The organism is Kitasatospora sp. NPDC127035 (assembly GCF_042726075.1).
Taxonomy (GTDB): Bacteria; Actinomycetota; Actinomycetes; order Streptomycetales; family Streptomycetaceae; genus Kitasatospora.
In genome coordinates this window covers 80,472-93,099 of the sequence record NZ_JBHXDN010000019.1, presented here as the reverse complement: position 1 = coordinate 93,099, position 12,628 = coordinate 80,472, and the positions used below count along the sequence as shown (strand labels likewise).

Here is a 12,628-nt window from a genome sequence, read left to right as displayed (position 1 = left end):
ACACCCGGCCCGGTCCCAGAAAGCCAGTCCCCAGAGAGAAGAAAGCGAATCACCGTATGAGCAGCGTCGCCATCACCGGAGCCGAGGGCTTCATCGGCTCCCACCTCGTCGAGGCCCTGGTGGCCGACGGCCACCACGTCCGCGCGATGGTCCAGTACAACTCCTTCTCGTCGTTCGGCTGGCTGGAGACCCTCTCCAAGGAGGTGCTGGACTCGGTCGAGATCGTCCTCGGCGACGTCCGCGACCCGGGGTCGGTCAACGGCCTGGTCAAGGGCACCGAGGCGGTCTACCACCTGGCCGCCCTGATCGCGATCCCGTACTCCTACCAGGCACCGCACTCGTACATCGAGACCAACGTGACCGGCACCCTCAACGTGCTGGAGGCGGTGCGTCACCTGGACATCCCCCGCCTGGTGCACACCTCCACCAGCGAGACCTACGGCACCGCGCAGACCGTGCCGATCAGCGAGGACCACCCGATCAACACGCAGTCCCCGTACGCCGCCTCCAAGGCCGGCGGGGACCGGCTGGCCGACAGCTACCACGCGAGCTTCGAGACGCCGGTCGTCACGCTGCGCCCGTTCAACACCTTCGGCCCGCGCCAGTCGATGCGCGCCGTCATCTCGACCGTGATCGCCCAGCTGGCCGCCGGCGAGACCGAGATCACCCTCGGCGACCTGCGTCCGACCCGCGACTTCATGTTCGTCAAGGACACCGCGCTGGCCTTCCGCACGGTCGGCACCGCCCCCGCCGAGACCGTGGTCGGCCGGACGTTCAACGCCGGCACCGGCGGCGAGATCTCGGTCGGCGACCTGGTGATCCTGGTCGGCAAGCTGATGGGCGTCGACGTCACGGTGAAGGAGGACGAGCAGCGCATCCGTCCGGCCAACTCCGAGGTCATGCGCCTGGTGGCCGACGCCACCCGGCTGCGCACCGCCACCGGCTGGGCTCCGCAGTACTCCCTCGAAGAGGGCCTGGAGCAGACCATCGAGTTCTTCCGCGACCCGGCCAACCTGGCCCGCTACAAGACCGACATCTACAACGTCTGACCCAGCCCGCCTTCCGTCCGCTCCCGGCATCGAAGGCCCCTGTCGCACCGACTTCCGTGGGGGAAACACCATGCACGCAGTGATCCTGGCCGGCGGTAAGGGCGTCCGCCTCCGCCCGTACACCACCGCCCTTCCCAAGCCGCTCGTCCCGATCGGCGACCAGCACGCGATCCTGGAGATCGTGATGCGTCAGCTCGCCGCCGCGGGCTTCAAGACCGTCACCCTGGCCATCGGCCACCTCGGCCACATCATCCGCGCCTACGTCGGCAACGGCTCCCAGTGGGGCCTGCGGGTCGGCTACGCCGTCGAGGACAGCCCGCTCGGCACCCTCGGCCCGCTGCTCACCCTGCAGGACCGGCTGCCCGAGCACTTCCTGGTGATGAACGGCGACGTCCTCACCGACCTGGACTTCGCCGGTGTGCTCAAGCACCACGAGGCGTCCGGGTCGCCGCTGACCATCGCCACCTACGCCCGCCAGGTGAGGATCGACTTCGGCGTCCTGACCACCGAGGCCGGCTCGATCACCGGCTTCCAGGAGAAGCCGACCATCGACTACCGGGTCTCGATGGGCGTGTACGGCGTCTCGCGCTCGGCGCTGGCCAAGTACACCCCGGGCCTGCCCCTCGGCTTCGACGAACTGGTCCTGGACCTGCTCGCCGCCAAGACGCCGCCGGCCGCCTACGAGTTCGACGGCTACTGGCTCGACATCGGGCGCCCGGACGACTACGACCGGGCCAACGCCGAGTTCGCGCTCAACCGGTCGCTGCTGCTCCCGGGCGAGGCCGCGGAGGGCCTGTACGCCGTGCCGAGCGAGCAGGAGCTGCCGATCCCGGCCGCCCGTACCGCACCGGACGTCGCCGACCAGCCCGCCGCGGTGGGCCAGGCCGGTTCAGAGAACGACGGACGGGCCGCGTGAGAATCCTTCTGCTCGGTGCCGACGGCTTTCTCGGCCGGCACGCCGCCGTCGTCCTGCGGTCCCTGCCCGGGGCCACCGTGCTGACCGCCGGACGGCGGCCCGACCACGACCTGCGCCTCGACCTGGCAGCCGCCGGGTCGGGCCCGCTCGGCGAGGAGCTGGCCGCGCTCGCCCCCGACGCGGTGGTCAACTTCGCCGGTGCGGTGGCCGGCAGCGCCGTCAAGCTCGCCGAGGTCAACGCCCGCGGCCCGGCCGTGCTCTGCGAGGCGCTCGAACAGGGTGCCCCGAAGGCCCGGCTGGTGCACATCGGCTCGGCCGGCGAGTACGGCGTCTGCCCGCCCGGCAGCTCGCTCGACGAGGACGCCGACGCCCGCCCGGTCGGCGTCTACGGCGCCACCAAGCTGGCCGGCTCCCTCGCGGTGGCCGGCTCGCCGCTGGACGCCGTGGTGCTGCGGGTGTTCAACCCGGTCGGCCCGGGTGCCCCGGCGGGCTCGCTGCCCGGGCGGCTCGCCGCCGAACTGCGCCGGGCCGCCCCGGACGGCGCCGAGGGCGTGGTGAAGGTCGGGGACCTCTCGGCCCACCGCGACTTCGTCGACGCCCGGGACATCGCCCGCGCGGTCGGTCTGGCCGTCACCGCGCAGGGCCCGCTGCCCAGGGTGCTCAACCTCGCCTCCGGAACGGCCAGGCCGGTCCGGGCGATCGCCGACGGCCTGGTCACGGCGGCCGGATTCACCGGCCGGATCGACGAGAGCGGCGCCGGTTCCGAGCGGTCCGCGGCCGTCTCCTGGCAGCAGGCCGACGTGTCGGCCGCCGCCCGGACGCTCGGCTGGCGGCCGGAGACGGGGCTCGACGAGACGCTGCGCGACCTCTGGCTCTCCACCGAACCGCTGGTCGCCGCATGACCGGCGCAAGCCACCACGACGGCCGCCTGCTGGTGCCGCTGTACGTCCACCCCGCGGTGGACCCGGCGGCCTGGCAGGCGGTCGCCGCCGCCGACCCGAAGCGGATCGCCGCCGTCGTGCTCAACCTGGCCGACGGCCCCGGCGATCCGGACCACGTCTTCACCGACGCCGCCGAGCAGCTCCGTGCCGCCGGTCTGCCGCTGCTCGGCTACGCCGACACCGACTACGGTCGGCGGTCGCACGCCGCCGTGGTGAACGACGTCCTGACCTACCGCCAGCGGCACGGCATCACCGGCGTCTACCTCGACCAGGTGTCCACCCAGCCGGGCGCCCTGCCGCACTACCGCCGCCTCGCCACCGCGGCCCGGGCCGCCGGGTGCTCCACGGTGGTGTTCGGGCACGGCGACCACCCCGACCCGGGGTACGCCGAGGTGGGGCTCGCCGACCTGCTGGTCACCTTCGAAGGGGACTGGACGGCCTACCAGTCGCTCACCCTGCCGCTCTGGACCGGCCGGCACGCCGCCGCCCGGTTCTGCCACCTGGTCTACGACGTGCCCGCCGAGCGGGCCCGCGAGGCCACCGCACTGATCGCCGCCCGCCGGGCCGGCGCGGGCTGCGCGGTCCCGGGCGCCGGGGACAACCCCTGGAGCACCCTGCCGCACGACCTGACCGCCCCCGACCTGGCGTCGCCGGCGTGACGGTCCCGGCCGCGCACGGCCGACCCGGCACCACCGGACCGGCCGCCCGACCGACCACCGGACCGGCAGTCAGCGGATCGCCGACTGCCGCCCGGCCCGCACACCCACCGATCGCCACCGACCCGCCCGTTGCCGAACGGACCTGACCAGACCCGGAGTTCGAGCACCGTGACCCGTCGTACCCGGCCGCTCCTGGCCGCCCTCGCCCTCGCCACGGCCCTGCTGGCGACCTCGTGCAGCAGCTCCGGCCCGGATGACGAGGACACCTCCTCGGCCGACGCCACCGGCGCCCAGCCCCCGGGGGCCACCGCCGACCCGGTCCCGGGCAGCCCGACCGCCCCGGACAGCTCGTCGTCGGCCCCCGCCGCCACGGCGGCCACCACCCCGCCCGCGCCCGGCACCGCCACCACCGCACCGGGCACCCCGACCGGCACCACCCCGGGCACGCCGGGCACCCCGACGGGCAAGCCCGGCACCACCCCGGGCACCACCCCGGGCACCGCACCGGGGACGCCGCCCGGCCCGGGTACGGGCGGCACCGGCGGCACCGGCACGCCGAACGGCACCTCGAACGGCACCCGTTGGCAGCCCACCCCCGGCCTCGCCTGGCAGTGGCAGCTCGGCGGCGGCGTCGACCAGTCCGTCGACGTCCCCGTCTACGACATCGACGGCTTCGAGACCGACGCCTCGGTGGTCGCCGCACTGCACGCCAAGGGCCGCAAGGTGATCTGCTACATCAACGCCGGTTCCTGGGAGGACTTCCGCCCCGACGCCGCCGCCTTCACCAAGGCCCTGCAGGGCGCCGGCAACGGGTGGAAGGGCGAGAAGTGGTTCGACATCCGCAAGCTCGACCAGCTGAAGCCGCTGATGGCGGCCCGCTTCGACATGTGCAAGCAGAAGGGCTTCGACGCCGTCGAACCCGACACCATCGAGGCGTACAACCAGAACAGCGGATTCCCGCTGACCGCCGAGGACCAGCTCCGCTACAACCGCATGCTGGCCTCGCTCGCCCACGAGCGCGGCCTCGCGATCGGTCTGAAGAACGACCTGGACCAGATCCCCGCCCTGCTGGCCGACTTCGACTTCGCCGTGAACGAGGAGTGCGCCGAGTTCGACGAGTGCGCCCGCCTCTCCCCCTTCATCCAGGCGGGCAAGGCGGTGTTCCACGTCGAGTACAAGCTCGGCACCGACCGGTTCTGCGCCCAGTCCAAGTCGCTGGGTCTCAGCTCGATGCAGAAGAAGCTCGAACTGGACGCCTGGCGGAAGCCCTGCTGAGGCAGGAGGGCCGCCGAGCCGCCAGGCGTTCCGGCGCGAGGGTTACTTGACAGCCAGCCAGATGACGGCGCCCACAACGACCAGGGCAACGACGGCGACCAGCGCGATCACACCGGTGCGGTTGCTGTTGGTGCTGTAGGTGTTGACGGATCCCGGCGCCTGGGGTGCCGGGGTCTCGTCGACGAAGGCCCGGAACATCTGGGTGCTGCCGGCGGGGTCGTAGTCGTTGTCAGCCATGGCACGGACTCTAACGAATCCCCGCACCGCGCCGACACCCCGGTGCACCCTCCCCGGCTCACGCCGGGAGGGGCACCGGGCCGGCCCCGGCCCCCGACCGGCCCGTACCGGACTCCCGCCGAACCCAGCGCTACGGGCGTGCGAAAAGCCTGTGAAGTCTGCCCGGACCGCGGAATTCCGGCCCGGCCGATCCGGTTGACTCGGATCATGACCGGAATCCACAGTGACGCCCCCCGTTATGTGCAGCTCGGCACGTCCGACCTCTCGGTGTTCCCGATCTCCCTCGGCGGCAACGTCTTCGGCTGGACCGCCGACGAGGCGCAGTCCTTCGCCGTCCTCGACGTCTACGCGGCGGCCGGCGGCAACTTCGTCGACACCGCCGACACCTACTCCTCCTGGGTGCCCGGCAACGCCGGCGGCGAGTCGGAGACGATCCTCGGCAACTGGCTGCGCAAGCGGGGCAACCGTGACTCCGTGGTCATCGCCACCAAGGTCGGTCTCCACCCCGAGGCCCGCGGCCTGAGCGCGGCCAACATCAAGGCGTCCGCCGAGGGTTCGCTGCGCCGTCTCGGCGTCGACCACATCGACCTCTACTACACCCACCAGGACGACCACACCCCGGTCGAGGAGTTCGTCACCGCGCTGGACGAGCTGGTGCGCGAGGGCAAGGTGCGCGCCGTCGCCGCCTCGAACATCGGCGCCGAGCGGCTGGCCGAGGCGCTCACCTTCGCCGAGGGCGAGGGCCTGGCCGCGTACGTCGCCGTCCAGCCGCACTACAACCTGGTCTCGCGCGGCACCTTCGAGGGCCCGCTGGCCGACCTGGTCGCCGAGCGCGGCCTGGCCACCGTGCCGTACTACGCGCTCGCCTCGGGCTTCCTCACCGGCAAGTACCGCCCGGGCGGCGAGGGTGTGGACAGCGCCCGCGCCGAGGGCGCCAGCCGCTACCTGGCCGACGCGCGCGGACCCAAGGTGCTGGAGGCGCTGGACACGGTCGCCGCGGAGCAGGACGTCGAGCTCGCCTCCGTCGCCCTGGCCTGGCTCGCCGCCCGCCCCACCGTCGCCGCCCCGATCGTCAGCGCCCGCACCGTCGAGCAGCTCCCGCCGCTGCTGGCCGCCGCCTCACTGGAGCTCACCCCGGCGCAGACCGCCCTGCTGGACGCCGCCTCCGCCTGAGCGCCGCGCTCTCCCGTCAGCACGGAGGCTGTGGACGACGGGGAGGGACTTCTAGGCGCCGGGTCGCCCGAAGTGGGTCGGGTAGAAGCCGCTGGTGATCGTCGACACCCGGACCGGCTTGCCCGGCCTCGGTGCCTCGGCGAACTTGCCGCCGCCCAGGTAGATCCCCACGTGGTGGATGCCCGAGGCCCGGCCGCTGTCCGACCAGAACAGCAGGTCACCGCGGCGCAGCTGCCCCGCCGTGATCGGCGTGGTCGCCGCGTACTGGTCGTCGGCCACCCGCGGCAGGCTGATGCCCGCCCGCCGGTAGGCCTGCTGCACCAGCCCCGAGCAGTCGTACCCGGACGGCCCGTTGCCGCCCCAGACGTACGGCTTGCCGAGCTGGGCGAGCGCGTAGTCGATCGCCGTCTCCAGGCGCCCCGAGGCCGGACCGGCGTCCTGGACGGGCCGGGTGACCGGCGGCGCGGACGCCTGCGCCTGACTACCACCGGACTGGCCGGTGCGGCTCAGGTAGACGTCGTAGTGGCTCGTGTACCGCCACTCGCCACTGCCGTTCTTGAACCAGTACTTCGAGCCGTCCCAGCCCTGCCGCGTCCCGGAGGAGCCGGCCGCGGACCCGTTGGAGACGACCGCCTTGCCACCGGCACCGGAGGCCGGGCCGGAACCGGACCCCGCCCCGCTCCGGGCCGCTCCGGTCTGCACCGCCCCGGTCTGCGCCGCCCCTCCGGAGCCGCCCGTCTGGCGGGTGCGGCTGAGGTAGACGTCGTAGTGGCTCGTGTACCGCCACTCGCCGCCGCTGCCCTTGAACCAGTACTTCGAGCCGTCCCAGCCCTGCTTGCCGGGCGCCGCCTGCGCGGACCCGGCACCGGCGGTCAGTCCGACCACCCCGGCACCGGCCAGCACGGTGGTCGCCAGGCAGGTGCTCCGGACCGCGCGGTGTATTCGCCCGCCACCGGACGGCCCCGCCGGTCGGACGGTGCGCCGCGCGGCCGCGCAGTCAGGGCAGGAGCAGGCCGCGATCGACGAGGTGCTGCCGAGGCCCTCCTCGAAACCGATCAGCGCCGTGTCCGGGTCGAGCGCGAACTCGGCCGCGCCCGCGAACTCCTGGCCGGGCACGAACTCCTGGCCGGGCTCGAACGAGGAGTCGAACGCGAGTCCGGTGTCCGGGCCGGTGGCTATCCTCATGCCGGTCGTCCTTCCTTTCGCCCGGCCCGGGCGGCCGGGGACGGTACCGAGGCGGCCACTCCGGCCGGGGCGACGAAGGCGACCAGCAGTTGCTCCATCAGCGCGCTGCGGGCGGCCTCGTCCAGCTCGTGCGCGGTGGCCCGCTCCAGCCGGCGGACGGCGAGCGCCGCCGCCTCCACCGCGTCGTCCACCAGCACCGTGCGCAGGCCCGCGTCCAGATCGGCCAGCCTCCGGCGGCGCATCGACTCGGCCACCTCGGGCGCGTAGTCCAGCGCCAGCGGCTGCGCCGAGTAGACCTCCAGCCCGGCCGGGGCGACCTCGGCGGCCAGCGCCCGGGTCAGCTCGTCGGCGAACCACTGGCCGTCGCGCAGCGCGGGCCCGGGGCCCGCGTTGCTGTCGCACGGCAGGATGGAGGCGGTCCGGGTGAGCACCGCCTGGACCTGCTCCCGCAGGTAGCTCTCGTGGTCCTCGATCGACAGCACCGCGCGGGCGGTGTCCTTCACCCGCCAGACGATCAGCAGCCGGACGACGATCGGGGTGCCGGTGCGGTCGACCACCTTGACCGGCTCGCTGCGCCAGTGCCGCAGCCGGACGTCCACCCGGCGGCGGCGCAGCAACGGGTTGACCCAGACCAGGCCGGTGCGGCGGACGGTGCCCCGGTAGCGGCCCCAGCGGGTGAGCACCCGGGTCTCGCCGCCCGCGTTGACCAGCAGTCCGGCGAGCGCGAGGACCACCAGCAGTCCGGCGGCGGTGACGGCGGACACCGAACGGGCGGTCACCTCGGCCGTGCCGGCGGCCCGGACGGCCGCGGTGCGCAGGTCGGGCAGCGTGTCCCAGTGCGGGATGACGCCGTCGCGCAGGAGCACCAGCAGGACGGCCGCCGTACCGGCCAGGAGCCCGAAGAGGGCGACCCAGCCGGGCAGCGCGGCGGCGCCGTGCTCGCGCAGCGCCTGGTCGGCGCGCGGGGGCCGGCGCGCGGTGGCGGTGGTGAGCGCGCCCACCGGGACCGTCTCCGTCTCCGGCGGGCCGCCCGGTCCCGCCGGTTCGGCGGCCTCCAGCGGATCGCGCAGGTCGACCGGGGCGCCGACCGGTCCGGGGACCACCGCCAGCGGGGTGGTGGCCGGACCGTTGTCGGCCGGCCTGGCGGGCTTGGGCGGCTTCGGTGCCCTGACCAGCGGGCTGGAGCCGGAGGCGGAACGTTCCGCCAGCACCGGCGGAAGCGTCTTGGGCGGGTTGTCGGGTCGCTGCGAAGAATCGCGGGTGACGTCCATGCACGGATCCTCAGGTTCAGTGTGTCGCGCAACGGGCGGCCCGGATCTGACGGGCAGTGCCAGAGTCAGGCTAAGTTCATACGTCATCAAATGCGACATTTGAGCTAGTGCGTGTCGACATTTACTGACGAATCATCTAAAGCCGGACCTGACGCGCAGGCACATGAGCGGATGGTGTGAGCGGTTCAGCGGCGCCGGGTACCCGAACCCCGGACGAGCACCCGGCGGGTGATCAGTCCGATGCCGGTGAGCACCAGCAGGACACCGGCGAGCGCACCGCGCCAGCCGTCCGACCGGTGCTGGTCGGACGCCACGGGCGACCCACCTGCCTCGGCCGACGGCTGCTGCTCCGGCGCGGGCGGCGCGGCCAGTGCACGGCCGGCCTCGGCGGTGGTGTCGGCCCCGGTGGCCGCCTGCCCGGCGGACCGCGCCACCGCAGCCCCGGCGGCCGGAGCCGACGCGGTGGCAGGTGCGGACGGGGTGTCGGCGGGCGCCGGGGTGACGGCCGGGATCGGGGACGACGGCGAGGACGGGCCCGGGGACGGGGCCTGCGACGCGACCTGCGACGGGGACGGGAGCGGAGAGGAGAGCGAGGACGGCGACGGGGACGGGACCTGCGACAGGGACGGGGACAGGGACGGGGACGGGGACAGGCCGGCGGACGGCGAGGTCGGGGAGGCCGGAGAGGAGGACGGGCGGGGCGCGGTCGGGGACGGACCGGCGGTCGGGCTCGTCCTCGCCGTTCCGGTGGCACCGGCGGCCGTCGGCGGCACCGCCGTCGCGGGGGCCGTCGGGGACGGCGTCACCGGCCTGACGGCCACACCGGTGACCGGCGGCACGACGATCGGCAGCAGCCCCGGCGGGACGGGGTCGAAGACGGGGTCCGGGGCGGGTTCGGGCGAGGCCGCCGACGGGGCAGCCGGAGGCGATCCGGCCGGCCCCGACGGGGCGGGGGCCGAAGGCGAAGGAGCACCCGGGGACGCGACCGCCGAAGCGGAGCCGGCGGGAGTGGAGAGGGCATCGGGAGCGGAGGGGGACGGAACGGCGACCGAGGGCGAGGCCGCGGCCGACCGGGAAGCGCTCGGCGTGCCGGACGCGGGAGTCCCGACGGTCGGCACGGCCGCCGACGCGGTACCCGAGGCCGTGGACACCGCGGGCGTCGGTGACACCGGTGCGGCCACCGCCGTGGACGCGGCGGCCGAGGGTACGACGGCCGGGACCGCCGCCGACGGCGAGGACGAGGCCGATGTCTCCGCGCCGGGGGAGCCGGCCGGGACCGCCGGGGCCTGCGGGGGAACCGTCGTCGGCCCGCCGGCGGGCACCGCCGTCGACCCGACGGTGGGCGCGACGGTCGCCGTGGCGGTCGCCGCGCCGGTCGGCGCAGCGGTCGGCGCGACCGTCGCCGTCGGTGTCGCCGTCGGTGTCACCGTCGGGACGGGCACCGTCGGCGGCTGTACGGCCGCCGCCTCCACCCGCACCGCCACCGCGTCGCCCGCCGTCCCGTTCCCCGCCCGGTCGGTCGCCGTGACGACCAGCCACTGGTCCCCGTCCGGGAGGTCGCGGTTGGCCGTGCAGATCCAGCTGCCGTCGATGGCGGCCGTGGCCCCGCAGGCGACGATCCGCTCCGTCGAGGCCTCGCTGCCCGCACGCGCGGTGACGATCACCCGTGCCTCGGGCTCCGCCTTCCCGGCGAGCCGGGGGCGGGCGGTCCGGAGGGTCTCCCCGGCGGAGGGCTCGGTGAGCACCGGGCGGTCCGGCGAGACGGTGTCGACGACCAGCGTGACGGCCGTCCCTGCGGTCCGGTTCCCGGCGAGGTCGGCGGCGGCCGGGGTGAGCCGGTGCCGCCCGTCGGCGAGGTTCTCCACCGGCAGGCAGGACCAGGCGCCGTCGGAGCGGACGGCCGTGCTGCACAGGTCGGCCGCGTCGGCGGCGTGCCCGTCGGCCGGCTGGTCGGTGATCGTCACGGTGCTGCCCGGCTCGCCGGTGCCGGTCAGTTGGAGTCCCGGGTCGTTGGTGAACTCGGGAAGGGCGAGGAGAGGGGCGGCGGGCGGCGCGGTCCTCACGGTGATCCGGACCGGCTCGCCCCGCAGCACCAGGCCGCCGGCGGTGGTCTCCACCGGGGTGAGGCTGTGCGCGCCGCCGGACAGGGCCGTGTCCGGGCGGCAGGACCAGCCGCCGCCGCGGGCCACCTTCGTCCGGCAGATCACCGTGTCGCCCTCGCGGATCTCCACCGTGGCGCCGGCCACCGCGCCGTCGCCGGAGATCCGGGGGCGGGTCTCGGTGACCGCCGTGCCGTCGACCGGTTCGGCGATCTCCGGGCGGGAGGCCCCGACGGTCAGCCGGATCCGCTGGTCGGCGACCTGCCCGGAGTCGGCGAACCCGCCGGGCTCGACGAGCTGGGTGGCGTCCCGGCCGATCCGCAGCCGGGCCCAGGTCTCCCCGGACGCGGCCTTGCCGGGGACGGTCCACTCCAGGGTGACGCTGCGCTCCCCGACGGCGGCCTCGGCCTGCACGCGCTCGACCGGGTCGAACCGCCCGTTGCGGTCGAAGTCGATCCAGCCCGCCAGGGTGGCGGGGGCGTCCCCGACCGCGACCGGGACGGCGAGCCGGTAGTAGCGGCCGATCGCCGCTTCGGCCGGGTAGCTGACCGCCGGGTCGGCGCCCTGGTACTCGCCCCGCCCGGGCTGGAGTTGGGGCGGCGGCGGGCTGGACCGGACGCTGCGGTCCTCCTCGCCGCGGCCGGTGCGGACCTGCGACTCGCCGGCCGGGGCCGTCGGCTCTCCCGTCGGCTCTCCCGTCGGCTCTCCCGTCGGTTCTCCCGTCGGCTCCCCCGCGCGGCCCGCGTCGGGCCGTCGGAACAGCCAGGCCGGCCGCCGGTCGGCGCGGGCCGCCTGGGCGGCGTCGCCGCCGAGGTAGAGGTCGGAGAGCAGGTGGGAGGCGTTGCCGTAGCCCTGCGGGGCGGTGCCGACGCCCTCGTCCAGGGTGACGGTGGACGCCAGGGTGAGCGGGAGGGGTGCGGTGGTGGAACCGGCCCGGGCGGTGGTGCGCTGTTCGACCCGGAAGACCGCCGAGGTGAAGGTGCCGGCCAGCTCCAGGCTGCCCTCCGCGGCGGACCCGGCCGTGCCGTCCGACGTGCCGTCCGCACCGGCGGGGGCCAGGACGTTGCCGTCGGCCGTCCAGCCGGGCCAGTCCGTGCGGTTGACCAGGGTGGGCCCGCCTGGCGAGCCGCCGGTGAGGGTCAGCCGGGCCGCGGTACTGGTGGAGCCGGATTTCCCGGTGGCGACGACGGCGAGTCCGCTGACGTGCAGCCGGGGATTGCGGACGGCCCGGGAGAATGTCAGCCGGAGCGTCCCGACGGTTCTCCAGGAACCGTCCGCCTGCGGACGGTTCTCGGAGATCCGGAAGGTCTGGGCGGGATCTCCGGGCCGAACTCCGTCCGTGTAGAGCGCGGCGGACCGGCCGCCGCCGGCGCGGTCCGCCAATTCCCCGGGCTCGGCGATCACGGCCGCCCCGGGGGAGGCCGCGAAATCGAGGTGGACGGAGAGTCCGGAGGGCAGCACCGCGCGCTGTTCCCCCGACCAGGTACCGGGGGACTGCTGGGCGGCCGAGGGCGGTGGGTTCCAGCCGATCAGCAGCCCGGCGGCGAGGACCGCTGCGGTGCCGGCCACGGCCGGGAACTGTCGGCTCATCCGGCTCTCCTTCGGTATCGGCTGCCGGCATCGCCGGGTTCACCGGGATCTCTGGGCAGTCTGGACACAAGATCTGACAAAACGGAATCACGATCCTGGGCCGGTCATACTGCGACACCTGCGCTATTGGCCGCATGACACCCGATTGGCGGCCCTCCGACCGGCAGGACGGGATGTACCCGAAAGGGCTGCATTTCATCCATTAGGCGGCGTATCGCGGGGAATCCCGGCGA

9 protein-coding genes and 1 pseudogene are annotated in these 12,628 nt (G+C 74.7%); 6 read left to right on the top strand and 4 right to left on the bottom strand.

Going from position 1 to position 12,628, the window contains the following annotated elements:
• Positions 1-56 precede the first annotated feature (56 nt).
• The 5 genes and pseudogenes from ACFWIC_RS16020 to ACFWIC_RS16000 all read left to right on the top strand — a co-directional run bounded on the left by ACFWIC_RS16020 (position 57) and on the right by ACFWIC_RS16000 (position 4,840).
• A complete protein-coding gene (locus tag ACFWIC_RS16020; RefSeq protein WP_329884933.1) occupies positions 57-1,049 on the top strand; it encodes an SDR family NAD(P)-dependent oxidoreductase in 993 nt (330 codons plus the stop codon).
• A gap of 70 nt (positions 1,050-1,119) precedes the next feature.
• A pseudogene (locus ACFWIC_RS16015) lies at positions 1,120-1,827 on the top strand (NDP-sugar synthase); the annotation flags it as partial.
• Positions 1,828-1,961: 134 nt separating this feature from the next.
• The gene (locus ACFWIC_RS16010; protein ID WP_329948784.1) at positions 1,962-2,867 is read left to right on the top strand and encodes an NAD(P)-dependent oxidoreductase; all 906 of its coding nucleotides are present in this window, start codon (positions 1,962-1,964) and stop codon (positions 2,865-2,867) included.
• Positions 2,864-3,565: a spherulation-specific family 4 protein gene (locus ACFWIC_RS16005; RefSeq protein ID WP_329884931.1), complete on the top strand. Its 702-nt coding sequence runs from the start codon at positions 2,864-2,866 to the stop codon at positions 3,563-3,565. The genes ACFWIC_RS16010 and ACFWIC_RS16005 overlap by 4 nt, the downstream gene beginning before the upstream one ends.
• Before the next feature lie 168 nt (positions 3,566-3,733).
• On the top strand, positions 3,734-4,840 hold the full coding sequence (locus tag ACFWIC_RS16000; RefSeq protein ID WP_380519001.1) for an endo alpha-1,4 polygalactosaminidase: 1,107 nt from the start codon (positions 3,734-3,736) through the stop codon (positions 4,838-4,840).
• Between the two features lie 42 nt (positions 4,841-4,882).
• Here the strand turns inward: ACFWIC_RS16000 and ACFWIC_RS15995 are convergent, their stop codons facing one another.
• Positions 4,883-5,077, bottom strand: a complete 195-nt coding sequence (locus ACFWIC_RS15995; protein ID WP_329884929.1) for a hypothetical protein — start codon at positions 5,075-5,077, stop codon at positions 4,883-4,885.
• 207 nt (positions 5,078-5,284) lie between these two features.
• Between ACFWIC_RS15995 and ACFWIC_RS15990 the strand changes: the two genes are divergently transcribed.
• Positions 5,285-6,250 carry an aldo/keto reductase gene (locus ACFWIC_RS15990; RefSeq protein WP_355405352.1) on the top strand — a complete coding sequence of 322 codons (966 nt, stop codon included), beginning with the start codon at positions 5,285-5,287 and terminating at the stop codon, positions 6,248-6,250.
• A gap of 51 nt (positions 6,251-6,301) precedes the next feature.
• On the opposite strand, the gene ACFWIC_RS15985 is transcribed toward ACFWIC_RS15990, so the two are convergent.
• The 3 genes from ACFWIC_RS15985 to ACFWIC_RS15975 form a co-directional block, all read right to left on the bottom strand.
• The gene (locus ACFWIC_RS15985) at positions 6,302-7,435 is read right to left on the bottom strand and encodes a C40 family peptidase (RefSeq protein WP_380518998.1); all 1,134 of its coding nucleotides are present in this window, start codon (positions 7,433-7,435) and stop codon (positions 6,302-6,304) included.
• On the bottom strand, positions 7,432-8,706 hold the full coding sequence (locus ACFWIC_RS15980; protein ID WP_329950292.1) for an SPFH domain-containing protein: 1,275 nt from the start codon (positions 8,704-8,706) through the stop codon (positions 7,432-7,434). Before ACFWIC_RS15980 ends, ACFWIC_RS15985 begins: the two co-directional genes overlap by 4 nt.
• 185 nt (positions 8,707-8,891) lie before the next feature.
• The gene (locus tag ACFWIC_RS15975; RefSeq protein ID WP_380518996.1) at positions 8,892-12,395 is read right to left on the bottom strand and encodes an Ig-like domain-containing protein; all 3,504 of its coding nucleotides are present in this window, start codon (positions 12,393-12,395) and stop codon (positions 8,892-8,894) included.
• Between the last annotated feature and the right edge of the window lie 233 nt (positions 12,396-12,628).